The organism is Pseudomonas sp. FP2309, from assembly GCF_030687575.1.
Taxonomy (GTDB): Bacteria; Pseudomonadota; Gammaproteobacteria; order Pseudomonadales; family Pseudomonadaceae; genus Aquipseudomonas.
In genome coordinates this window covers 1,413,404-1,437,355 of the sequence record NZ_CP117439.1, presented here as the reverse complement: position 1 = coordinate 1,437,355, position 23,952 = coordinate 1,413,404, and the positions used below count along the sequence as shown (strand labels likewise).

The window sequence follows — 23,952 nt, the reverse complement described above, 5'->3', positions numbered from 1 at the left end:
CTGACTCCGTGGAGAAACAGCAGCATGAAAATTCTACTGATTGGCGCCAGCGGCACCATTGGCTCAGCGGTCAAGGCGCAACTGGCCGAGCGCCACGAAGTGATCAGCATCGGCCGCAGCAGCGGCGACTTCCAGGTGGATATCAGCGACAGCGCCTCGATCCGCAGCTTGTTTGAGCAGACGGGCAAATTCGACGCCTTGGTGTGCGCGGCGGGCAGCGTGAATTTCGTCGCCCTGGAGGACATGCGCGACAGCGACTTCGAACTGGGACTGCGTGACAAGCTGATGGGCCAGGTCAACCTGTTGTTGATCGGCCGTGAGTACGCCAACGATGGCGCCTCATTCACCCTGACCAGCGGCATCCTCAACCGTGATCCGATTCGTACCGGCGCGTCGGCGGCACTGGTCAACGGTGCCATCGATGCCTTTGTCAAAGCGGCGGCAATTGAATTGCCACGGGGCTTGCGCATCAACGCCGTCAGCCCGACGGTGCTGGAAGAGGCCATGGGCAGCTACGCGCCGTATTTCCGCGGTTACAAACCGGTCAGTGGCGCCGATGTGGCATTGGCCTACGCGAAAAGCGTGGAAGGCTTGCAGACGGGCCAGACCTTTATCGTTGGCTGACTGCCAGGTCTGTCAGAAACGCCTGAAGCTGGCGAGTGGGCTTGTGATGCATCGCCAGCCTGCGTAACGTGGCGGCACTTGTCTGGAGACCCCTTATGCGTGCCGCCCGTACCCTCGCTGTGTTTGCCCTGCTTCCCCTGTTCGCCGCCTGCCAGATGTTCGAAAGCGAGCCGGCCAAGCCCTCTACCGCCGGGCTGACCCGCATGCAGGGTGAACTCACCGTGGTGGGTGGCAAGCTGTTGTTTCAACCGTGCCACGACCAGCGCAACTACGTGGTCAAGGACACCGGCGGCACCAGCATCCTGCAGGAAGCGGCGTCCCTTGCCGGCCAGCAAGGCGCGCTGTTCACCGACCTGCGCGGCAAATTCTCCGGTGTTGCCAGCGGTACCCAGGGCGAAGTGGAGCTGCAGCAGTTGTACCGTGTCGAGCGGTCGACCTCGGCCTGCGACGATCCGGACTTCAAGCGCATGACCTTGCGCGCCAACGGCCACAAGCCGGCGTGGGCGATGAACGTCACGGCAAAAGGCATGGTGCTGGAGCGTGAAGGCCAGCCGCCATTGGCGGTCCCGTATGTGGAAGAGCAAATCGGTGACGGGCGCTTCAACCTGATGACCGAAGCCAACAACCAGCACGTCGAGCTATGGGTAGCCCCGCAGCGCTGTGTGGACAGTGTCAGCGGCAGCCTGCAACACATGACCGCAGAGTTGCGTGTAAACGGTCAGGTGCAACGTGGCTGCGCGGCGTTTGGCGGCTCGCGCGACGACTGACTCAGCCCTGCGCTGTTTTTACCTGACGGAAAATCGCCAATGGGGCTTATAATCGCCGGTTTGCAAAACAGCCGGCCTATTTGCCCGCCGCCTACCGGATCCCGTCATGTTACGAATCACCGAACTCAAGCTGCCCATCGACCATCCCGAAGAAGACCTGCGGCCCGCCATCGTGCAGCGCCTGGGGATCGCCAGTGATGACCTGCTCGATTTCACCCTGTTCAAGCGCAGCTACGACGCCCGCAAAAAGTCGTCGGAGCTGTGTTTCATCTACACCATCGACCTGAATGTGAAGGGTGAAGCCGCCCTGCTGCTCAAGTTTGCCGATGACCGCAATATCAACCCGGCGCCGGACGTCAGCTACCACGTGGTGGGCCAGGCACCGGCAGGGCTGGTCGAACGCCCCATCGTGGTCGGCTTTGGCCCCTGCGGCATCTTCGCCGGGCTGTTGCTGGCGCAGATGGGCTTCAAGCCGATCATCCTCGAACGCGGCAAGGAAGTGCGTCAGCGTACCAAGGACACCTGGGGCCTGTGGCGCAAAAACGTGCTCAACCCCGAGTCCAACGTGCAGTTCGGCGAAGGCGGCGCGGGGACGTTCTCCGACGGCAAGCTCTACAGCCAGATCAAAGACCCGAAATTCCACGGGCGCAAAGTGCTGCACGAGTTCGTCAAGGCCGGTGCGCCGGAAGAAATCCTCTACGTCAGCAAGCCGCACATCGGTACGTTCCGCCTGACCGGCGTGGTCGAAAACATGCGCGAGCAGATCATCGCCCTGGGCGGTGAAGTGCGCTTCGAACAGCGCGTCACCGACGTGTTGATCGAGGACGGTCAACTGCACGGCGTAGTACTCGCCAGTGGTGAGCAGATCCTCTCCAAACACGTGATCCTCGCCCTGGGCCACAGCGCCCGCGACACCTTCCGCATGCTCCACGGCCGCGGTGTGTACATGGAAGCCAAGCCGTTCTCGGTGGGCTTCCGTATCGAACACCCGCAGTCGCTGATCGACGCCGCGCGCCTGGGCAAGTACGCCGGGCACCCGAAACTGGGCGCTGCCGACTATAAATTGGTGCACCACGCCAAGAACGGCCGCTCGGTCTACAGCTTCTGCATGTGCCCAGGCGGCACCGTGGTCGCCGCCACGTCGGAGCCGAACCGCGTGGTGACCAACGGCATGAGCCAATACTCGCGTAACGAGCGCAATGCCAACTCCGGCATCGTGGTCGGCATCACCCCGGAAGTGGACTACCCCGGTGGCCCGCTGGCCGGTATCGAGTTGCAGGAGCGCCTGGAGTCCCACGCGTACATCCTCGGTGGCAGCAACTACGAGGCGCCGGCACAGTTGGTCGGTGACTTCATTGCCGGCAAGCCCTCCACGGCCATCGGCAGTGTGGAACCGTCCTACAAACCGGGCGTGTCCCTGGGCGATCTGGCCCTGGCGTTGCCGGACTTCGCCATTGAGGCGATCCGTGAAGCGCTGCCGGCGTTCGAGAAGCAGATCAAAGGCTACTCGCTGTACGACGCCGTGTTGACCGGGATCGAAACCCGCACCTCGTCACCGCTGCGGATTACCCGCAACGATTCGATGCAGAGCTTGAACGTGAAGGGTCTGTTCCCGGCTGGTGAAGGCGCCGGTTATGCCGGTGGGATTCTGTCGGCGGGCGTTGACGGGATTCGAATTGCCGAAGCATTGGCTCGCGACATGCTGGGTATCGAAGCCTAAGAACGCCACGGAGCCAATGTGGGAGCCTTGCACCCCGCCCCACATTGGTTTGCGTCGTGTGTCAGATGTTTTCGCGCAGAATGCTCTGCGGCAACGGTTCGCCCCGCTCGACACTGGCCGCCACCACCGCGACCAAGTCTTCCAGCGCATACCCCTGCCCGGTCAGCCACGCCTGATCGTAATAGGTCGTCGCATAGCGCTCGCCCCCATCACACAAAATCGCCACGATCGAACCCGACTCCCCCGCCGCTTTCATCTGCTGTGCCGCGATCAAGGCGCCTATCAGGTTGGTCCCGCTCGAGCCGCCGACTCGCCGCCCCAGTCGCTCGGCCAGGTAATGCATGGCCGCCAGCGACAACGCATCCGGCACCTTGACCATTGCATCGATCACCTTGGGTAAAAACGATGCTTCGACCCGTGGCCGGCCAATGCCTTCGATGCGCGAACCGCAGTCCAGGCGCAGACCGGCATCGCCCGTCTGGTAGTACTCAAAAAACACCGAACGCTCGGCATCGGCGCACAACACACGGGTGCAATGCTGGCGATAACGCACATAGCGGCCCAGGGTGGCGGTGGTGCCGCCGGTGCCAGGGCTGGAAATCAGCCAGCTCGGCTCGGGATGCTGTTCGAAGCGCATTTGTTGGAAAATCGACTCGGCGATGTTGTTGTTCGCGCGCCAGTCGGTGGCGCGTTCGGCGTAAGTGAACTGATCCATGAAATGGCCGCCACTTTCCTGCGCCAGGCGCTCGGATTCAGCGTAGATCTGTGTCGGATCCTGCACCAAATGGCTCTTGCCGCCGTAGAAGGCAATCTGTGCGATCTTTTCCTGAGAGGTGGTGGCCGGCATCACCGCGATAAACGGCAGGCCAAGCAGACGCGCGAAGTACGCCTCGGAGATCGCCGTGGAACCACTGGACGCTTCGATTACTGGCGCGCCGGGCTTGAGCCAGCCGTTGCACAGCGCATACAGAAAGAGCGAGCGCGCCAGCCGATGTTTCAGGCTGCCGGTAGGGTGGCTGGACTCATCCTTGAAGTACAACTCGATCCCCGGCAAACCTGGCAACGGCAAGGGGATAAGGTGTGTGTCGGCGCTGCGCTGGAAATCCGCTTCAATAATGCGAATGGCTTCGCGGGCCCAGGGGCGGTGGTCACTCATGAGGGGGGTCTCTAATGATTTCAGCATTAATATTAGAATCTTTCCTGCATTCGCCACCGATACAGTGACGGCGCAATTGCACACACAATTGCAGGTAGGCGCTGCTCGTCCTGTCCGTCGGCGTGGAGATCAAGGGCAAGCAGCTGATGAGCACCGACACCACCTTCGCACTGGATGTATTGGCGCTTCTGGACACGCGCGTTCCCGTGTCGCTGAAATTGTGTCTGATGGACTCGCTGCCGGCCCGTTGCCAGGCAAGCCCCTCGATGCGTCTGGCCGGAGCCGGCCTGGAACTGCAGCGGTTACGCGATGAGCACGATGGCGAGCCACATAAACGCTTGGGCTCCGGCAAACCACGCCCACAAAAAACCCCAACCGGTCACCCGGCTGGGGTTTTGTTTGCCTGCTGCTTTACCGCTTAGCGGGTAACGCGGCTGGTACCGTCAACCGTCATGATGCGCACACGGTCGCCAATGCGGAAGATTTCGTTCTCCTGCACGGCCTGCACGTAAGCGCGCATGCTGCCATCGTCTTCGCGAACGGTGATTTCCACGCCCTGGGTACGGGTCAGGCCTTCTTCAGTGGCCGAACCCAGCAGGCCGCCGGCGACAGCGCCGATCACGGCCGTCACGATACTGCCCCGGCCACCGCCGATAGCGCTGCCGCCCACACCACCGATAACGGCACCGGCCGCACCGCCGATTGGGGTCTTGGTGCCTTCGATTTTCACCGGACGCAGGGATTCGATGGTACCCATGCGCACGGTCTGTACACGACGCGCTTCATCACGGGAATACGAGTCGCCGGTCAGACTCGAGGCGCAGCCACCCAGCAGCAAAGACAGGGTGGTAAAGCAGGCAACCAGTAAAACGGACTTACGCATAGCATCAACTCCAAAGGACAGGTGATCATTAGACGCCGCGACTTGACGCCTGTCACGGCAAGCCCGGCAAAAAATTGTTTTCATTCAGCCCTAGTACAGACTGCCACCACCACAAAACTCGATAAACGGTAGCACCCTCTCGTAACCGGGGTTTTCATGGATTACTTGATCATTGTAGTCACTACCCTCGCCGGCCTGTATTTCCATGGCTGGTTATACCTGCGTATCAAACGCTGGGTGGACCGCGACCTTGCGCTGTCGCTGGCCGAGGGCGACCCAGCCAAGCGTACCTTCATGCTGCAACAGCTGGAAAAGGCCCGCGCGCTGAAGATCAAACGCAGCGACCTGCCGAACTGGCTGAAGATTGCCGCGCAGCACTACACACCCGACACCTCTTTAACAGAGACGTCGGGGTGAAGGGCATCATTCAGGTGGAGTGACGAAAGGTGCAGCTCAGGGCGCCAGGCGCTCACGGGCCCAGTCGGTCCCTTGCAGGCGATAGTTCAGACGGTCATGCAAGCGGCTGGCGCGGCCCTGCCAGAACTCGATGCGCTCGGGCAACAGGCGATAGCCACCCCAGTGCTCAGGGCAATCGGGCTGCGTATCGCTGAAGCGCTGCTCGGTGGCCTTGAGCAGGTCCTGCAGTTCTTCACGGTCACGAATGACCCGGCTTTGCGGCGACGCCCAGGCGCCCAGGCGGCTGCCCAAAGGACGCACCTGAAAATAAGCGTCCGACTCCTCCGGCGTGACCTTGACCACCCTGCCCTCGATACGCACCTGGCGCTCAAGGGTCGGCCAGAAAAACGTCATGGCTGCAAACGGCCGCGCGGCGAGCTGTTCGCCCTTGGCGCTCTGGTAGTTGGTGAAGAAGGTAAAGCCCTGCGCATCCAGGCCCTTGAGCAACAGGATGCGACAGTGCGGGCGACCGTCCTGATCGACCGTGGCCAGGGTCATGGCATTGGCCTCCACCGGTGGCTGCTCGGTTTTCACCGCCTCGCCAAACCACTGGTGGAACAAGGTAAACGGCTCGCTCGGGGCCTGGGCCTCGCTCAAACCATCCCGTGTGTAGTCACGGCGCATATCGGCCAGTGCCTGGGTCATGGGGCTTTATCCTTGTGGTTCAGCAGCTCAGTTTTTCGCCTGATCGGTTGCCGGTGCAGCGGCCTTGGCTTTGGCCGGGGCGGCTTTCTTCGCTGCGGGCTTGGCGGCGGCTTTTTTGGCAGCCGGCTTGGCGGCCGCTTTCTTGGTCGCCGTAGCCTTTTTCGCAGGGGCCTTGGCCGCCGGCGCCGGTGCGGGAACGTCCTGTACCGCTACCATGTCAGCCACTGGCGGGGTTTTGCCCGAGTTGTACTTGCTCAGCAGGGCCAGCATGGTGGTGCGCTGGGTGAACATGATTTCCATGCGACGGTTCAAGGCGCGGCCTTGAGAGCTGTCGTTGGCGGCACGTGGCATCAGGTCGCCCATGCCACGCAGCATCAGGCGATCCTGCTTCAGGCCGCTGAGGCTGAAAATGGACGCGATGGACTGCGCACGCTCTTTGCTCAGCGCCTGGCTTGCTGGCGCGCTGCCGGTGGCGTCAACGTGGCCCAAGACCAGCACGGCGGTCTTCGGATCGGCCTCAACAGCCTTGGCCACACGGGTGAACGGGCCGAGGGTAACGGGCAACAGCATCGCTGGGCGCTTGGGGTTGTAGGAACCGTCTACGGGGGCAATCACGACGAGTACGTTGTCGCGACGCTCCAGTTGCAGGTTGCTGTCCTTGATGGCGGCACGCAGGCGCGGCTCATAGTCGTCCAACCAGGCCTGGGTGATCTTCGGGTCGGGCATCGGCACGTTGGTCACGTCGACCTTGGCCAGCGGCTTGGGTTTGCTTTCGAACGGCCACCACCAGTGGGTTTCGCTGTCGGTCTTGGCGACGGCAGGCGCGGCGGATGGCGCAGGTGTTGCGGCCTTGAGGTCGGCTTTCAAGTCGGCGGCCTTGGCGTCGGCAGCCTTTTCGTCGTCGCTCTTGGACGAGAACGGCCACCAGCTGGAGCCGGTATCCGCCTTGGCGGCGGGGGCCGGCGCAGCGGCGGCAGCAGCTACCGGAGCGGCAGGCTTGGCACCCGCGGCGGGTTTGGCATCCGGCTTCGTGTCGGTTTGGGTGACCGCGTCCTTGGTAGCGGCCTTGTCAGATCCAAATGACCACCAATGCCCACCCTCGGCATCATTTTGTGGAGTTTGTGCGCAGCCAGTCATAGTGAGGCAAAGGGCCAGTGCCAAGGACTTGTTCGATAACATGAGATATCCACAAAATGAGAAAAAACGGGGGTCTGAATGACCCGTTAAACAGACGCTTACAGAACATTAAAGTTACAAAATTTCGTTCAGCGCCTTCTTATAGTTGCCTTTGTAACAAAAAAACGTGAAACGGCAAGGGGTTTACAGACAACCGGCCAATATTCCGACCAACTTCTGCGCCCGTGGGTCCATAAGTACATACGGCCCCAATGTGTTAGTTACGAAACCAAACGCTACATCACGCTCCGGATCGGCAAAGCCAACCGAGCCACCCGCGCCAGGATGCCCGAAAGCACGCGATCCAAGGCCGAACGTCGCGTTGGGCAGCTGTGGCTGATCCAACATACAGCCCAGGCCGAAACGGGTTTGCGTCAATAATGTTTTATCCGGCCCGATACTGTGTTCACGGGTTAACTCTTCAAGCATGTCGGCTTCGAGCAAACTACCGTCCAACAAACCACTATAAAAACCGGCGAGGCTGCGCGCATTACCGTGACCATTTGCCGCTGGCTGCTGCATGCGTCGCCATTCAGGTTTATTAGTGCTGGTCAAAATAGATGGAGGGTTGGCGAACGCACGGGTGGTCATGGCATTGGGCTCACGCATCATTACTTGCAGTAAACGTTGTGCGGCCTCATCCCCCATAGTGCCTTTGCTGCGCGCTATATGGGCGACGCGATAAAACTCCTCGTCCGCCAGCCCCACATGGAAGTCCAACCCCAGCGGTCGTGCCACCCGCGCCACGATGGACTCACCCGGCCCACGCCCGTCAGCCCGGCGCAGCAATTCGCCGACCAACCAGCCGTAGGTGATGGCCTCGTAGCCATGCCCCTGGCCGGGCGTCCACCACGGTGCTTCGGCGGCCAGGGTGTCGACCATCAATTGCCAGTCGTACAGGGCTTCGGTGGGTAACATCTCGCGGATCGCGGGCAACCCGGCCTGATGGCAGAGGAGTTGGCGCAGGGTGATGGCTTCTTTACCGGCGGCGGCAAATTCCGGCCAATACCTGGCGACAGGCACGTCCAATTGCAATTTGCCTTCGGCTACCAATTGCAGAGCCGTGACGGCGGTAAAGGTCTTGGTACAGGAAAACAGGTTGACGATGGTGTCGCTGTGCCAGGCCTCGGCACCGTCCTTGTCGGCGGTACCGGCCCACAGGTCGACGACGGTTTCGCCGCCGATCTGAATGCACAGCCCGGCGCCACGCTCCTGCGGGTCATCGAACAACGCGGCGAACGCTTCACGTACCGCTTCGAACTGGAGCTCGTAATGACCCTGAATCTGCACCTAAGCCCCCTCGAAAAACCCTGTAAAAAGTGCGCGCCATTGTTCCAGTCCTTGCGGGTTTTGTGAACCCGTCAACGCTCAATCAATGGCCATTACCGGCGTGCCCTCCGGCATGCCCGGCGCCCTGCCCCGGGCCTTTGCCTTCGTGCCCGGGCTTGCCCCCCTCGCCCTCGCGAATAACGCTCGCGGCCTCGGCCTTTTGCGCTTGCTTGCCCAATTGATCGACCGCCGCCAGATTGCTTTTACGCACACTGTCGACAAAGCCCTGGAATGGCACATCGGTGATCCCGACCAGGCCGAAGTGGCCGTTTTCACCGTCCAGCAAACGCCCGGTCACCGGCTGGTCCAGGTATTGGAACCAATGCACGCCAACAATCGACGGCTCGGCCATGGCCTGCTTGAGGAAGTTGGCATAGGCCGCGCCTCGGTCCTCTTCTTTGGCCAATTGCGTCACGCCACCCCAGAACGGGCCACGGTCGGCCGAGCCGAAGTTGAATTCGGTGATCAACACCGGCTTGTCCAGTGCGCGCAACGCCGCGAAGTCGTAACCGTCCTGGGGCTTGAGGGTGTACATGTTGAAGCTCAACACATCGCAATACTGCGCACAGGACGCCACAGCTTCAGGCGTGCTCACTGCAAAGCGACCGCCCAACAGCAACTGGTTCGGCGCATGCCATTTCAGTGAGTCGGAGATGGTTTTGAAATAGGCATCGGCGAAGGTCTTCTGGAAGTATTTGAAGTCCGCTTCGATTTCCGGGTGTTCAGGGCTGGGCATCGGTGGCTCAAAGCCCGGATCTTCCATCAACTCCCAGCCCGCCAGTTGGATGCCCCAGGCTTTGGACAGACCGGCCTCGTTGCGGTATTTGTCGCGCAGTTGCTTGAGGAACGCACGTTTGGCCGGCACGTCGGTGGTCATGCGCAGCGTGCCGTAGGCCAGGGCGTAACGGGATTTCGGATCATCCCCCGGCCCGGCCCAGGCCAGTTCGTTATCGGCAAAGAAGCCAATCAACCACGGGTCGTCACGGTGATCGCGGGCGGCAATGGCCACGGCGCGCTCGGTGGCCATGGCAAAGCGTGGGTCGAACGGGTCCGGCATGCCGCCCCACCAGTCGGTGCCGGTGCTGATGCTGGCGTAGTCGCCGACGATCGACAGCGGCAAGGTGTACGGCACGCGATCGGCGGTGCTCAGCGCCTCGTCGCTCCAGTTGCCCACGGTATTGAAGCCCCAGGCTTGCAGGCGGTCGAGGGTGTGGGTCATCCAGCGCTTGTGGTCAAAGCTCTCGCCACCATAGGTGCGTTGCAGGTTGGCCCCATAGAAATCGTACCAACGCCCGGCACCAAAACTGCGCCCTTCACCGGCTCCGTTGCCGGTGCGGTGATCGCCACTGCCGTAGTACTTGTCGAACGGTTCACCGGCCTTGGGCAGCGCGGCAAACATCCATTCACGGCCGGCGACGTAGGTCTGGCTGTTGTCCGGCGCCACGGTGTTGACGCCCAGGGAGTAAAACGGATGGCCCAACGGCGTCACGAGGAACCAGCGACCATCACGTTTCTCGGTACGGAAAAAACCACTGGCCTTGAAAGCCGTGCCCTTGTTCCAGCCACCGTAGGGGTCCAGCGCGGATTTGTCCCGCGCGGCCAGCCAGCCCTGCAACTGCTGTTGTTCCCTGGCAGCGGCGGCCTTGAGTTGTTCGTCGCTGCTGACCTTCTCCGGCCAGCGGGCGCGGGTGGCTTGCCCGTACGCATCGACCAGTTCGCTATAGGCGGCCTTGAGCACCGGCTCACTGTCCTGCACACCAAAGCGTTCGAGCAGGATACTTTGCGCGGCATCGGGCTTGAGCATCGACAAGGTCACCGACACCACCTGGCTGCGGTCGATGTCTCCCGCACTGGCGGCCAGCAACACGCGCTGGCCCTCGACGGTGATCGGCATCGGCGGGCCGGCCTTCATGCCCTGGCTCAATGGCGAATTGGCTTGCAGCGGGATCAGCAGGGTCTGGGCCGGGCCGGCCGGCAGGTCGACGCGGCTGACCAGTGTCTTGCCGTCGCTGCTCTGCACTTTGACATAGAGCGTCAGCGCCCAGTCCATGGCGCTCTGGATACGCAGGCTCACCGCGCTGGACTGCGACCAGTCCCACACGCCGCTCTGCGGGCTGAGCACCAGGCTCGGTGCAGCGGCGGGGTTAAAGGTGATACGACGCAGCACCTCGCCTTCGGGGGTTTGTTCGGCGTTGTATTGCGGCAGGCTGGCGTCCTGGGTCGCCACCTTGACCACATCGGCAGGCCGGACGAAGTTGAACAGGGTTTGTTGCCCGGTGGGCGCGGCCATCAAGGGCGCAGCGAACAGCAGGGCAAAAAGGGCGGGCAGCGTGCGAATCATACGAACAAGGTTCTCCCGGACGGCCGATGAATGGCCTGATAAACGACATGAGATAGACCACAAAGTGGGCGAAACCGCCCACGGTGGCTTAAGAAATTTCGCGCCGGAACGGCGGCAAGGCATTAAGGATTGCCTTGCCGTAGCGCTGGGTGACCAAACGACGGTCAAGCAAGGTGATGGTGCCCCGGTCTTCTTCGGTACGCAGCAAGCGTCCGCAGGCCTGCACCAGCTTGAGGGACGCATCCGGCACCGAGATTTCCATGAACGGGTTACCGCCCCGCGCTTCGATCCACTCGGCCAACGCCGCCTCGACCGGATCATCCGGCACCGAGAACGGGATCTTCGCGATCACCACGTGCTCGCAGTAAGCGCCCGGCAAGTCCACGCCTTCGGCAAAACTGGCCAGGCCGAACAACACGCTGGAATCGCCGCCGTCCACCCGCGCCTTGTGTTTGTTGAGGGTTTCCTGCTTGGACAGATTGCCCTGGATAAACACCTGCTTGCGCCAGTCGCGGTCAAGGCCGTCGAACACGTCCTGCATTTGTTTGCGTGACGAGAACAGCACCAGGGTGCCGCGTGAACCTTCCACCAGCTCCGGCAAGTCGCGGATGATCGCCGCGGTGTGCGCCGGCGCGTCCCGCGGGTCGGCCTTGAGGTCGGGCACCCGCAGCACGCCGGCGTCGGCGTGGTGGAACGGGCTCGGCACCACTGCGGTGACGGCCTTTTTCGGCAGCCCTGCGCGCATGCGGAAGCGGTCGAATGTGCCGAGCGCGGTCAGCGTGGCCGAGGTCACGAGACAACCGTAGGCCACGTTCCACAAGTTACGCCGCAGCATTTCGGCGGCGAGGATGGGGCTTGCGTTGACCTCGATATCAAACAGCGCACCACTTTCCGACAAGGTCAGCCAACGGGCCATGGGCGGGTTGTCTTCCGGGTCTTCGACGGTAAAGGCGGTCCACAGTTCCCAATTGCCCTGGGCGCGTGACAACAGGCTGCCGAACAATGGGTACCATTCTTCGGCCTGGTTGCTGGCGATGCCGATATTGACCTCGCCATCCATGCCTTCCTTGAGCAGATCGGTGAGGCGGGTGAACAGGTCGGTCAGGCGCGAAAAGCCCTTTTTCAGCTCAATGCCCATTTCACGCATGTGTTCGGGGATCAGCCCGCCGACGAAACGATGGCGCGGCCGTTCACGGCCTTCCACGTCTTCGCCGGGTTTGAAATCGGCCACCTGTTCGCAGGCGCTGAACATGAACTGCTGCTGGGTCTTGATCTCGCGCGCCAGCTCCGGCACCTGTTCGATCAATTTGCCCAGGTCGCCCGGCAGCGGGTGCTGGGCCAGCAATTTGGTGAGGTTCTTGGCCGTGGACTCCAGCCAGTCAGCGGTCGAGCGCAGGCGCGTGTAATGGGCGAAGTGGCCGATGGCCTTGTCCGGCAGGTGATGGCCTTCGTCGAACACGTAAAGCGTGTCGCGCGGGTCGGGCAGCACGGCGCCGCCGCCCAGGGCCAGGTCGGCCAGCACCATGTCGTGGTTGGTGACGATCACGTCGACCTTGCCCATGCCTTCGCGGGCCTTGTAGAAGGCGCACTGGCCGAAGTTGGGGCAATGGCGGTTGGTGCACTGGCTATGGTCGGTGGTCAGGCGTGCCCAGTCGGCATCTTCCAGGGCGGTGGGCCAGCTGTCGCGGTCGCCGTCCCATTTATTGCCGGCCAGTTTCTCGATCATGCTGGTAAACAGCTTCTGGCTGACTTCATCGACTTCGATCTTGAAGCCTTCTTCCTCAAACAGCGACGCCGTCGCAGTTTGCGCGTGGCCTTCCTGCAACAACACATCGAGTTTGGACAGGCACATATAGCGGCCACGGCCCTTGGCCAGGGCGAACGTGAAGTTCAGGCCGCTGTTGCGCATCAGGTCGGGCAGGTCCTTGTAGACGATCTGCTCCTGCAGGGCGACGGTGGCGGTGGCGATCACCAGGCGTTTGCCGGCGGCCTTGGCGGTGGGGATCGCGGCCAGGCTGTAGGCCACGGTCTTGCCGGTACCGGTGCCGGCCTCGACGGCCACGACCGCGGGCTCACCCTCGCGACGGCCTTCGTCGTCGGTGTCGATATCCCCGAGGACCTTCGCCACTTCGGCGATCATCAGGCGCTGGCCATACCGCGGTTTCAAGCTCTTGGCTTCGAGAAAACGCGAATAGGCGCCCTGGATCGTGGTTTTGAGTTCAGTGCTGATCATGGATAGTCGGGCGCAAAAAACGCTGGATAAATTTTCAGTGGTTCGGATCGGCCGCTATCATACCCCGCTAATTAATCCCGCGCAGAACGGAGTACCACAATGACCGCGTTTAGCCTCGCTTACACCCTGCATGTACTGGCCGCCCTGATCTGGGTTGGCGGTATGTTTTTCGCCTGGATGATCCTGCGTCCCGCCGCTGTGGCGGCACTTGAGGGCCCTGCCCGGCTCAAACTGTGGGCGAATGTGTTTCAACGTTTTTTCGTGTGGGTGTGGGTCACCGTCCTGATTTTGCCGATCAGCGGTGTGGGCCTGCTGCACCTGCGCTTCAGCGGGTTTGAGACGGCGCCGCGTTATGTGCAGGTGATGATGGGCTTGTACCTGGTGATGACCGCGCTGTTCATCCGCATTCAGGCCTTGAAATTCCCGGCGTTGAAAGCGGCAGTGGCGGCAGAGGATTGGCCGGCGGGCGCGGCTGCGCTGGGGCAGATCCGCAAATTGGTAGGGGTTAATTTGATTGTGGGTTTGGTGGTGGTGGCGATTGCTTCGGCTCGGCCGATGTTCTGAGGGCTCCTTTGAGGGCCTCATTGCGGGCAAGCCCGGCTCCCACATTTGAAATGCATTCCAAGTGTGGGAGCCGGGCTTGCCCGCGACAGCGTCAGATCAGCTAAATCAGAGCCTTTGGATGGTCACAGAACCCGCAGGCCCCACCGGCCCTGGCTGCCCTTCCAACCCTGGACGGCCTTTCTCGCCACCGTCGGCGCGGTACACCAGGCAGCCTTTGGACTCCCCACCTTTGCCGGGTTTTCCCGCCACGCCAGCCAGACCGCCAGCACCGCCATCTACCCAGACCTTGATCTTGTCGGCAGGGAAGTCCTTCGGCAGCTCGACGCGCACCTGCGCGCCCGCGCCACCCGGCAGACCATCGCCACCGTTGTCGCCGTTAAAACCACGCCCCGCCGAACCCCAGGTGCAGCCGGGGTCTTCGCCGTTGGCGCCATCCAGCCCGGCGTACCCTTGGGCACCGGCACCGCCACGGGCATCCACCGACAGCTCTTCTGCGCTCAGGTTATTGATGCGTAAGGTCAGGTCGCGCCCGGCCTTGGCGGGTTTTTCATGGGTGCCGGGCGCGCCGCGCGATGTGATCTGACTGCCATGCTCAAGTTGTGCATGCCCCACCTGCAATTGCAGCGCGGCAGTGCCGGGCACAATGGCGATGCGTGCGTCGCGGCCCAGGTGCAGTTCATCCACCGTCACCTGGCTGATGGTGGCGGGGATCAACAACGTGCCGTAATCCGCCACATCCAGACGCTCCAGTTGCAACACGCCGGTGCTGCTGGGCAGGCGCATCAACGAGTTGGTTTCAACACTGACGCTCTGGGCCAGGGCAATGGGGCTGACCAGCAGGGCCAACAGAAAAACCTTACGCATCATGGGGCTCCTGAGTGTTTTCAAATTTTTCTTTGGACGCACAGTAACGACTTCTACAGGCGATTTGCCAGTGAAGGTTCAAAAAACTTGAGAGAGGGATGGTTTAAGCGCGGCTCACCGACAATGCCCCTGTGGGAACCACAGGGGCTAAGGCTGTCAGCGGTTGATCTGGATTTCTGTACGACGATTCAGGGCGCGGCCTTCAGCGGTTTTGTTATCGGCAACAGGACGGCTTTCGCCCGCACCGCTCACCGACACAAAGTTGCTGCGAGGCACACCCGCACTGATCAGGTAATCGGTGACCGAATGCGCCCGTTTCTCCGAGAGTTTCTGGTTATAGGCATCCGCACCGACGCTGTCGGTATGCCCGCTGACCCGCAGTTGAGCGCTCGGGGCCTCCTGCTTCAGGCGGGTAGCGATGGTGTCGAGCTTGGTTTGGTCCGCAGCGGTCAACTTGGCCGAGTCGAATTGGAAATGCACATCGCGAATCACGATGGTTTCTTCTTTGACCACCACCACTTCCTCAACCACGGCGGCGGGTGGCGCAGGCGGGCAGCCATTGGCATCCACCTGCACGCCTTTTGGCGTGCCTGGGCACTTGTCGCGGCTGTCCGGCACACCATCGCCGTCCTCATCGCCGTCGCCATGTACCCAGCAGTAGGCACCGGCCATACCGCCAACCAGCAACGCGCCATAACCCGCGTACGCCGCGCTTTCCGTCGCACCGATTGCCGCACCGGTCACACCGCCAACCGCGGCGCAGGTGGGCCAGTCGGTCTTTTGCAAGCCTGCGCAACCTGTCAATACTCCGGTTAGCAGAACCAAGGGTAGAGCTGTCCGCATGATGCTCATCTGTTTTCTCCTGAGGGGATCGGCGGGGGCCGATGGGTGGAGTAAAGACCGCTCTTTTCAACTGCGCCACTACGCCACGCCCCCGTATTCATTGAGGATGACGCCCTGTATGAGACTTTTCGCAGCCGCCCGCTCTAGGCCCGCACGCTCAGCCGCGCTAGTCTCTATGGTCCTGATGTGAGGATCTGCGATGACCGCTGGTATTTCTGCCCGTACACCCCAGCAAGCGCTGGCCGCCCTGCTCGACCTGCACCAGCCCAAACGTCTGCTGCTGTGTGGCGCCAGCAGGTTTCCGGCGCTGGATGCCTTTAAAGAGGCGCACCCCGACACCCAAGTGTGCGTAGCGGCGCCTGGGCCGCTGCCCGGCGAACTCGCCGCCCAGCGGTTTGACCTGGCACTGGTGGTGGACTGCCTGGAGCACCTGTCAAAACCGCAAGGCCTGACCCTGCTCGGCGGCATTCGCAACCTCAATGCCAGCCGCATTGCGGTGCTGGTGGACCTGGGCGCTTGCGACTGGAAGGACACCGATTTCTTCTCCCTGGCCCTGCAGGCCGGCGAGCGCTTCGAGCGTGACGAGCAGGTGCTGACGCTGTTTACCTATGATCTGCTTGACTATAAACAGGTGCCGGACTGGCTTAACGCCCGCTTCTGGGCCAACCCGGAAAACTTCGGAAAGTATTGGTGGTAAACCCGATGAGTACATCCATTTGCCCCTGCGGCAGTGGCAACCTGCTGGATGCCTGCTGCGGCCATTATCACGCAGGCCACCCGGCACCCTGCGCCAGCGCGTTGATGCGTTCGCGCTACAGCGCCTATGTGCTGGGCCTGGTGGACTACCTGGTGGCCACCACGCTGCCAGCGCAACAAGCCGGCCTGGACCGCGACGCCATCAGCGCCTGGAGCGCCCAAAGCACCTGGCTTGGCCTTGAGGTGGAAAGCTCCGAGGTGTTCGGCGGCCAGCCGGAACATGCCTTCGTGACCTTTACCGCGCGCTGGCATGACAGCAGCGGCGAACATAGTCACCGCGAACAGTCTTCTTTCGTACAGAATGACGGGCGCTGGTACTTCATCGATCCTACGGTGCAAGTCAAAGCCGGGCGCAACGATGCGTGCCTGTGCGGCAGCGGACAAAAATTCAAGAAGTGCTGCGCCGGCTACTTCTGACCACCAAGGACCCACGCCATGCTCCGGATCTACAGCTTGATGCTGGCGTTAATGTTTGGCCTGAGCGGCTGTGCGTCCTGGTTCGAAGACGATTCGCCGCCGCCCCACGTGTCCCTGGTCAAAGTCGAAGTGGTGCGGGCCAAGCTGCTGGAGCAGAAGTTCAAACTGTACTTTCGCGTGGACAACCGTGAAGACGCCGACCTGACCGTGCGCGGCCTGATCTATAAGGTCACCCTGGACGACTTTGTGCTCACCGAAGGCGAGTCCAACGAATGGCTGACCGTCCCGCCCCGGGGCCATGCGTTCTTCAAGGTATCGGTGCGCACCAACCTGTGGCCGCAGATTCGCGACGTGGTGCATATGCTGAAAAATCCCGACAAACCCGTGCCCTATCGCCTGGAAGGTGAGCTGAAAACCGGATTATTCATCGGTTATGACGTGCAGGTCGCCCACAATGGCGTGATAATCCCCGGCGATTTTATTCCGGAGCGACATCAATGACTCAGCAACCCCATGTGCATGGTCCTGACTGCAACCACGATCACGATCACCATGATCACGACCACGGCCATGTCCACGGTCCCAACTGCGGCCACGCTCACCAGGAGCCGGTGCGCAACGCCTTGAAGGACGTGGGTCGCAACGATCCGTGCCCGTGCGGCAGCGAGAAGAAATTCAAGAAGTGCCACGGGGCGTAAAGCGCGCCGGCTGCTCACGTGTGTGAGGGAGCGCGTTCCCTCACACTGCTCGCCAGGGCCGACGCAAGGCCATGAACCTGGACCTGCCGAAACCCTGACCTGAAGGCCTGCGCAGTCAAGCCGCCGCCACACTGGTTTGTGCAAGATTCAAGTTCTCACGCAATTGCCAAAACTGCTGCTTGCGTCGTTTCGCCGCGCTCACTAACGTAGCGCCTTTACTGACGCCACCCCCCGCAGGAGCTTTGCCATGGCCTCGCCAGCCCTCTCACATTTTCTTCCCCGGTTCGGCGTTGCCGCGGCAGTGGCCAGTGCATTAAGCCTGGCCGGTTGCCAGCTCCAGAGCACCCAGGACACCCTGCCACCGGTTGCCGGCGTGCAACCGATCAAAGGCTTGGCCCAGAACGTCTCGGTGCGCCGCAATGCCCAAGGCATGCCGCTGATCGAGAGCAACACCTTCCACGACGCGCTGTTCAGCCTTGGCTATGTGCATGCCAGTGATCGCATCACCCAAATGGTCACGCTGCGTCTGCTGGCCCAGGGTCGTCTGGCAGAGATGTCCGGACCGCAGGTGCTGGATGTCGACCGCTTTATGCGCGCGGTCAACCTGAAAAAAAGCGCCGGCGAGCTGTATAACGCCTCCAGTCCACGCCTCAAGCGTTTCTTCGAAGTGTATGCGCGGGGCGTCAACGCCTATCTGTTCCGCTACCGCGACAAGCTGCCGCCGGACCTGGCCCAGACCGGCTATAAGCCCGAGTACTGGAAGCCGGAAGATTCGGCGTTGCTGTTCTGCCTGCTCAATTTCAGCGAATCGGCCAACTTGCAGGAAGAGTTGGCCGCCCTGGTGCTCGCGCAAAAAGTCGGCGTCGACAAGCTGGCCTGGCTCACCCCAAGCGCACCGGATGAACCGATCCCCCTGGCCGAAGCCGAGAAACTCAAAGGTGTGAACCTCGGCCAGATCACCGGCCTTGCGGGGCTCGATACCGTCAGCCAGCAACTGAGCAGCCTCAACTCGCTGGCTGTCACCACCTCGAGCAACTGGGCCATCGGCCCGCAACGCAGCCGCAGCGGCAAAAGCCTGTTGGCCAACGACCTCGCCGCCCAGCCGCAGGCCCCGTCGCCGTGGAACTATGTGCAGATCCGCGCACCGAAATACCAGGCCGTCGGCGCCTCGATTGCCGGGCTGCCGACGCTGTTGTCCGGGTTCAACGGCAAAGTGGCGTGGAGCATGAGCACGGTCAAGGGTGACACCCAGGACCTGTTCCTCGAAAAGGTCAAACGCCAAGGCAACGCCTTGTACTACGAGAACAACGGCAAATGGCTGCCGGCCGGCGTGCGTAACGAAACCTTCTTCGTCAAAGGCCAGCGCTCGATTCGCGAAGTGGTGTACGAAACCCGTCACGGCGCCCTGCTCAACAGCAGCCAGGCGTTGACCAGCGGCCTGGGCCTGGCCCTGCAAACCGCCGACTTCAAGGACGACAAAAGCCTGGACGCGTTCTTCGACCTGTCCCGCGCGCAAACCATCGGCAAGGCATCGGACGCGACCCGGGAAATCCGCGCAATCGCTTTGAACATGGTGTTTGCCGACGCCACCAGTATTGGCTGGCAGGTCACCGGCCGCTTCCCCAACCGCCGCGAAGGCGAAGGCCTGTTGCCCTCGCCAGGCTGGGACACGCGCTTTGACTGGGACGGTTACGCCGACGCGATGCTGCACCCCTACGATCAGGACCCGGCCCAAGGCTGGATCGGCACCGCCAACCAGCGCACCGCGCCGCGCGGTTACGGCATGCAGTTGTCCAATTCCTGGGATGCGCCGGAACGCAGCGAGCGCCTGGCGCAACTGGCCAATGCCGGCAAGCACGACACGCGCAGCATGATTGCCATGCAATACGACCAGACCACCCTCTTCGCCGCCAAGCTGAAGACCATGTTCCAGGCACCGGGCATGGCCCAACCGCTGAAACAGGCGATTGATGCCCTGCCCGCCGCCGAGCAGGCCAAGGCCCGCGAAGCGCTGGCTCGCCTGATGGCCTTCGACGGACGCCTCGCGTCGACATCCGCCGACGCTGCGCTGTACGAGTTGTTCCTGCAGGAAAGCACCCGACAGATCTTCCTCGACGAACTGGGCCCGGAAACCAGCGCCAGTTGGAAAGCCTTCGTGAGCAACGCGAACCTGTCCTACGCCGCGCAAGCCGACCACCTGTTGGGCCGCGAAGACAGCCCGTTCTGGGATGACCTGCGCACCGCGCAAAAGGAAGACAAGCCGGCGATCCTCGCCCGCAGCCTCGCCGCGGCGATAACTGCCGGCGACAGCCAGTTGGGTGCCGATCACAAAGCCTGGCAATGGGGCAAACTGCACAGCACCACCTGGAAAAACACCACGGGCCAAGTGATCCGCGGCCCGCTGGCGTCCGGCGGCGACCACAACACCCTGAACCCCGCGCCGTATAACTGGGGGCAGAGCTTCGACACCACCCAAGTGCCGGCGCTGCGCATGATCGTCGACTTCAGCCAGACGGAGCCGATGATGGGCCAAGGCGGCATCGGCCAATCCGGCAACCCGGCCAGCCCCAACTATGCCAATGGCATCGAGCCGTCGCTCAAGGCGCAATACCTGAGCTTTCCGATGCAGCCGCAAAACTTCGAGAAAGTGTATGGCAAAGCCAGGCTGACCCTCACGCCGGGCAAATAATCTGAAGTCACCGGCGCCAAATGCGGGAGGGCGTTCCCCCCACATTGGCGCCGCGTGCATTCCGATAGAACTTCTGCGTTCGCCCCCGCCTCATACCTGATAAGCCCATCGCCCCCGGCACGCCCATGGATCTTGTCATCGCACGCCCCGAGGGCCTTTACTGCCCTGCCGGAGACTTCTACATCGACCCCTGGCGCCCGGTTGAACGTGCGGTCATCACCCATGCCCACGGCGACCACGCGCGTACCGGCAACACCCACTACCTGGCCGCCGCGCCCGGCGAAGGCATCCTGCGTTCGCGCCTGGGCCAGGACATCAACCTGCAAACCCTGGCCTATGGCGAACGGTTGCTGCACCACGGCGTGACCTTGAGTTTCCACCCGGCAGGGCACGTGCTCGGCTCGGCCCAGGTGCGCCTGGAGTATGGGGGCGAAGTCTGGGTGGCGTCGGGCGATTACAAGGTCGAGCCCGATGGCACCTGCGCGCCCTTCGAGCCGGTGCGCTGCCATACGTTCATCACCGAATCCACCTTCGGCCTGCCGATCTACCGCTGGCAGCCCCAGGCGCAGATCTTTGCCGGCATCAACGACTGGTGGCAGGGCAACGTCGCGCTCGGCAAGGCCAGCGTGTTGTTCTGCTATTCCTTCGGCAAGGCTCAGCGCATCCTGCATGGGATCGACGCCGGCATCGGCCCGATTCTCAGCCATGGTGCCGTCGAGCCGCTGAACCGGGTTTATCGCGAGGCCGGCATCTACATTCCCGAGACCCTTTACGCCGGCGACTTCAAAAAAACCGACCCGTTGCTGCGCCAGGCCCTGATCATCGCCCCGCCGTCCGCCGGGGGCAGCAGTTGGATCAAGCGCTTTGGCGACTACAGCGACGCCTTCGCCAGCGGCTGGATGCGCCTGCGCGGCACAAGGCGGCGGCGTGGGGTGGACCGTGGCTTTGTGCTGTCGGATCACGCCGACTGGCCAGGCCTGTTGTGGGCCATCGAGCAAACCGGCGCTGAGCGGGTGATGGTTACCCACGGCTCCGTCGGCGTCTTGGTGCGCCACCTGCGCGAGAAAGGCCTGGACGCCCAAGGCTTCAGCACCGAATACGGCGATGATGAAGAGGAAGCCACGGCATGAAGGCCTTCGCCGAGTTGTACGCCAACCTCGACGCCACCACCTCCAGCAACGCCAAGCTCGCGGCGTTGCAAGCCTATTTCCTGCAGGCTCCCCCACAGGACGCCGCCTGGGCGGTGTACTTTTTATCCGGCGGGCGGCCCCGACAGCTGGTGCCCACGCGCCTGCTGCGGGACATGGCAACCGAAGCCGCCGGCATCGAGCCGTGGCTGTTCGAGGAGAGCTACCAATCGGTGGGCGACCTCGCCGAGACCATTTCCCTGCTGCTGCCCGAATCGACCTACACCTCAGAAGACGGCCTGGCGGTGTGGCTCGAAGAAAAGCTCCTGCCCCTGCGCGGCCTGTCGCCCCTGGACCTGGCCGAGCGCTTGCCGGCGCTGTGGGCGCAACTGGATCAACCCAGCCTGATGGTGTGCATCAAGCTGATCACCGGCAGCTTCCGCGTCGGCGTGTCCAAACTCCTGGTGACCCGCGCGCTTGCGGCCATGGCCGGACTGGACAGCAAGCGGGTCGCCCAGCGTCTGGTGGGCTACACCGATCTGTCCAATCGTCCTACGCCCCAGGGCTACCTCAAACTGATTGCCGCCGAATCCGCTGACGAGCATGCGCAGCGGGGCGGTCAGCCTTATCCGTTTTTTCTGGCCCATGGGCTGGCGCAACCGCCGGAACAATTCGATGCCCTGCTCGGCCCGCCCGCGGACTGGCAGGTAGAGTGGAAGTGGGACGGTATTCGCGCGCAATTGGTTAAACGCGAGGGCCGGTTGTGGGTCTGGTCCCGAGGCGAAGAGTTGGTCACCGAACGCTTTCCGGAACTCCACAGCCTGGTCAGTGGCCTGCCCGACGGCACGGTGATCGACGGCGAAATCGTGGTGTGGAAGGACGCGGTGCAGCCGTTCGCCCTGTTGCAACAGCGCATCGGTCGCAAGACTTTGAGCAAAAAGGTACTGGAGGATGCGCCGGTGGCGATCCTGGCCTATGACCTGCTGGAGCATGAGGGTGAGGATTGGCGCAACCACGCCCTGGCAGAACGTCGCACCCGATTGGAGCAGGTGATTGACAGGTGCGACCAGCCCGTCTTGCGGCCTTCGCCGTTGCTGACGGGCGCCACCTGGCAGGACTTGGCCCGGCAACGCGAAGCCTCCCGCAGCCTCGGCGTGGAAGGCATGATGCTCAAGGATCGCAGCGGCCTCTACGGCGTCGGTCGCACCAAGGACATGGGCCTGTGGTGGAAATGGAAAGTCGACCCGTTCAGCGTCGACGCGGTATTGATCTACGCCCAACGCGGGCACGGCCGGCGCGCCAGCTTGTACAGCGATTACACCTTCGCCGTGTGGGATGGCCCGCCCGGCAGCGAGCGCAGCCTGGTGCCGTTCGCCAAGGCCTATTCAGGGCTGACTGACGAGGAAATGCGCAAAGTCGACGCGGTTGTGCGCAAGACCACCGTGGAGAAATTCGGCCCGGTCAGCAGCGTGACACCGAGCATGGTGTTCGAATTGGGCTTTGAAGGCATTGCCCTGTCCAAGCGCCACAAGAGCGGGATCGCGGTGCGTTTCCCCAGGATGCTGCGCTGGCGGCAGGATAAAGCGGTGGACGAGGCAGACAGCTTGGCAACCTTGCAGGACTTGTTAAGTTGACCAGACGCGCACCAAAAAAAAGCAGCGTTTTTTCGATGCCCAAAAATGGGCATCACCTACACTCCAAAAACCCTCTTCCTTCCTTTTAAAACGACCATTCGCAAGCGCATTCGGAACTATGGTGCAGAAATTGCTACCAGTGACCCGTCTGACACCGTTCAGTAACAGTCCTAAACGCGCCACAAGCGCTTATCTTGGTTTCCAGGGATTACATAATGAAAAAAGCATTGCTGACCCTTTCTGCACTGGCTCTGTGCATGGCCGCAGGTACCGCGCTGGCCAAGGAATACAAGGAATTGCGTTTTGGTGTCGATCCGTCCTACGCACCGTTCGAATCCAAAGCCGCCGACGGCAGCCTGGTAGGCTTCGATATCGACCTGGGCAATGCCATCTGTGCCGAGCTGAAGGTCAAGTGTAAGTGGGTCGAAAGTGACTTCGACGGCATGATTCCAGGCCTGAAGGCCAACAAGTTCGACGGCGTGATTTCGTCCATGACCGTGACCCCGGTGCGTGAAAAGGCCATCGACTTCTCCAACGAACTGTTCTCCGGCCCAACCTCGCTGGTGTTCAAAAAAGGCGCAGGCTACTCCACCCCTGAGTCGCTCAAGGGCAAATCCGTGGGCTACGAGCAAGGCACCATCCAGGAAGCCTACGCCAAGGCCGTGCTGGACAAGGCCGGCGTGACCACCAAGGCCTACGCCAACCAGGACCAGGTCTACGCTGACCTGACCTCCGGCCGCCTCGACGCCTCCGTACAAGACATGCTGCAAGCCGAACTGGGCTTTCTGAAGTCGCCGGCCGGTGCCGGCTACGAAGTCAGCGCGGCAATTGATGACCCGCTGCTGCCGTCGAAAACCGCGATCGGTATCAAAAAAGGTAACACTGAGCTCAAGGCGCTTTTGGATAAAGGTATCAAAGCGTTACACGATGATGGCACCTACGCCACTATCCAGAAAAAACACTTTGGCGATCTGAACCTGTACAGCGGCAAATAATGCCTGGGGCGCTCCTCCGCTGGAGGGGCGCTTTT

At 62.2% G+C, this 23,952-nt stretch carries 22 protein-coding genes and 1 pseudogene; 14 read left to right on the top strand and 9 right to left on the bottom strand.

Features of this window, described 5'->3' with window-relative positions:
* Positions 1-24: 24 nt before the first annotated feature.
* From PSH59_RS06490 to PSH59_RS06480, 3 genes are all read left to right on the top strand, one after another.
* A complete protein-coding gene (locus PSH59_RS06490; RefSeq protein WP_248083839.1) occupies positions 25-624 on the top strand; it encodes a short chain dehydrogenase in 600 nt (199 codons plus the stop codon).
* Between the two features lie 95 nt (positions 625-719).
* On the top strand, positions 720-1,391 hold the full coding sequence (locus PSH59_RS06485) for a COG3650 family protein (protein WP_248083838.1): 672 nt from the start codon (positions 720-722) through the stop codon (positions 1,389-1,391).
* Between the two features lie 106 nt (positions 1,392-1,497).
* Positions 1,498-3,111 (top strand): NAD(P)/FAD-dependent oxidoreductase, encoded by a 1,614-nt coding sequence (locus PSH59_RS06480; RefSeq protein ID WP_305394587.1) that lies wholly within the window; start codon positions 1,498-1,500, stop codon positions 3,109-3,111.
* A 61-nt stretch (positions 3,112-3,172) separates the two neighbouring features.
* On the opposite strand, the gene PSH59_RS06475 is transcribed toward PSH59_RS06480, so the two are convergent.
* Positions 3,173-4,267, bottom strand: a complete 1,095-nt coding sequence (locus PSH59_RS06475) for a PLP-dependent cysteine synthase family protein (protein WP_305394586.1) — start codon at positions 4,265-4,267, stop codon at positions 3,173-3,175.
* Between the two features lie 146 nt (positions 4,268-4,413).
* Between PSH59_RS06475 and PSH59_RS26230 the strand changes: the two are divergent.
* Positions 4,414-4,497, top strand: a pseudogene (locus PSH59_RS26230) (Na+/H+ antiporter NhaA); the annotation flags it as partial.
* A gap of 188 nt (positions 4,498-4,685) precedes the next feature.
* Here the strand turns inward: PSH59_RS26230 and PSH59_RS06465 are convergent.
* Complete coding sequence (locus PSH59_RS06465) at positions 4,686-5,150, bottom strand: glycine zipper 2TM domain-containing protein (protein ID WP_003189251.1); 465 nt, start codon at positions 5,148-5,150, stop codon at positions 4,686-4,688.
* Positions 5,151-5,306: 156 nt separating this feature from the next.
* Between PSH59_RS06465 and PSH59_RS06460 the strand changes: the two genes are divergently transcribed.
* Entirely contained in the window at positions 5,307-5,567 is a 261-nt protein-coding gene (locus tag PSH59_RS06460) for a hypothetical protein (RefSeq protein WP_305394584.1), read from the top strand.
* A 36-nt stretch (positions 5,568-5,603) separates the two neighbouring features.
* Here the strand turns inward: PSH59_RS06460 and pdxH are convergent, their stop codons facing one another.
* The 5 genes from pdxH to dinG all read right to left on the bottom strand — a co-directional run bounded on the left by pdxH (position 5,604) and on the right by dinG (position 13,330).
* A complete protein-coding gene (pdxH, locus tag PSH59_RS06455) occupies positions 5,604-6,251 on the bottom strand; it encodes a pyridoxamine 5'-phosphate oxidase (protein ID WP_248083833.1) in 648 nt (215 codons plus the stop codon).
* 27 nt (positions 6,252-6,278) lie between these two features.
* Positions 6,279-7,430: an OmpA family protein gene (locus PSH59_RS06450; RefSeq protein ID WP_248083832.1), complete on the bottom strand. Its 1,152-nt coding sequence runs from the start codon at positions 7,428-7,430 to the stop codon at positions 6,279-6,281.
* Positions 7,431-7,571: 141 nt separating this feature from the next.
* Positions 7,572-8,717: a serine hydrolase domain-containing protein gene (locus PSH59_RS06445; RefSeq protein ID WP_305394583.1), complete on the bottom strand. Its 1,146-nt coding sequence runs from the start codon at positions 8,715-8,717 to the stop codon at positions 7,572-7,574.
* An 82-nt stretch (positions 8,718-8,799) separates the two neighbouring features.
* Positions 8,800-11,097: a beta-galactosidase gene (locus PSH59_RS06440; protein ID WP_305394582.1), complete on the bottom strand. Its 2,298-nt coding sequence runs from the start codon at positions 11,095-11,097 to the stop codon at positions 8,800-8,802.
* 88 nt (positions 11,098-11,185) lie between these two features.
* Entirely contained in the window at positions 11,186-13,330 is a 2,145-nt protein-coding gene (gene dinG, locus PSH59_RS06435; protein ID WP_248083829.1) for an ATP-dependent DNA helicase DinG, read from the bottom strand.
* Positions 13,331-13,429: 99 nt separating this feature from the next.
* Between dinG and PSH59_RS06430 the strand changes: the two genes are divergently transcribed.
* The gene (locus PSH59_RS06430) at positions 13,430-13,894 is read left to right on the top strand and encodes a CopD family protein (protein ID WP_248083828.1); all 465 of its coding nucleotides are present in this window, start codon (positions 13,430-13,432) and stop codon (positions 13,892-13,894) included.
* A 105-nt stretch (positions 13,895-13,999) separates the two neighbouring features.
* On the opposite strand, the gene PSH59_RS06425 is transcribed toward PSH59_RS06430, so the two are convergent.
* Together PSH59_RS06425 and PSH59_RS06420 are read right to left on the bottom strand one after the other, a co-directional pair.
* Entirely contained in the window at positions 14,000-14,758 is a 759-nt protein-coding gene (locus PSH59_RS06425) for a collagen-like protein (protein ID WP_248083827.1), read from the bottom strand.
* A gap of 156 nt (positions 14,759-14,914) precedes the next feature.
* Positions 14,915-15,610, bottom strand: a complete 696-nt coding sequence (locus tag PSH59_RS06420; protein ID WP_305394581.1) for an OmpA family protein — start codon at positions 15,608-15,610, stop codon at positions 14,915-14,917.
* 190 nt (positions 15,611-15,800) lie between these two features.
* Here PSH59_RS06420 and PSH59_RS06415 point away from each other — a divergent pair, with 190 nt between their 5' ends.
* The 8 genes from PSH59_RS06415 to PSH59_RS06380 all read left to right on the top strand — a co-directional run bounded on the left by PSH59_RS06415 (position 15,801) and on the right by PSH59_RS06380 (position 23,917).
* On the top strand, positions 15,801-16,298 hold the full coding sequence (locus PSH59_RS06415; protein ID WP_248083825.1) for a DUF6231 family protein: 498 nt from the start codon (positions 15,801-15,803) through the stop codon (positions 16,296-16,298).
* Positions 16,299-16,303: 5 nt separating this feature from the next.
* On the top strand, positions 16,304-16,774 hold the full coding sequence (locus PSH59_RS06410; protein WP_248083824.1) for a YchJ family protein: 471 nt from the start codon (positions 16,304-16,306) through the stop codon (positions 16,772-16,774).
* Positions 16,775-16,792: 18 nt separating this feature from the next.
* Positions 16,793-17,275 carry an LEA type 2 family protein gene (locus tag PSH59_RS06405; RefSeq protein ID WP_248083823.1) on the top strand — a complete coding sequence of 161 codons (483 nt, stop codon included), beginning with the start codon at positions 16,793-16,795 and terminating at the stop codon, positions 17,273-17,275.
* Positions 17,272-17,472, top strand: a complete 201-nt coding sequence (locus PSH59_RS06400) for an SEC-C metal-binding domain-containing protein (protein WP_003189235.1) — start codon at positions 17,272-17,274, stop codon at positions 17,470-17,472. The genes PSH59_RS06405 and PSH59_RS06400 overlap by 4 nt, the downstream gene beginning before the upstream one ends.
* Before the next feature lie 247 nt (positions 17,473-17,719).
* On the top strand, positions 17,720-20,161 hold the full coding sequence (locus tag PSH59_RS06395; protein ID WP_305394580.1) for a penicillin acylase family protein: 2,442 nt from the start codon (positions 17,720-17,722) through the stop codon (positions 20,159-20,161).
* A gap of 125 nt (positions 20,162-20,286) precedes the next feature.
* Entirely contained in the window at positions 20,287-21,291 is a 1,005-nt protein-coding gene (locus PSH59_RS06390) for a ligase-associated DNA damage response exonuclease (RefSeq protein ID WP_248083821.1), read from the top strand.
* Entirely contained in the window at positions 21,288-22,922 is a 1,635-nt protein-coding gene (locus PSH59_RS06385; protein WP_305394579.1) for an ATP-dependent DNA ligase, read from the top strand. The genes PSH59_RS06390 and PSH59_RS06385 overlap by 4 nt, the downstream gene beginning before the upstream one ends.
* Before the next feature lie 215 nt (positions 22,923-23,137).
* A complete protein-coding gene (locus PSH59_RS06380; RefSeq protein WP_025855157.1) occupies positions 23,138-23,917 on the top strand; it encodes a transporter substrate-binding domain-containing protein in 780 nt (259 codons plus the stop codon).
* Positions 23,918-23,952 lie beyond the last annotated feature (35 nt).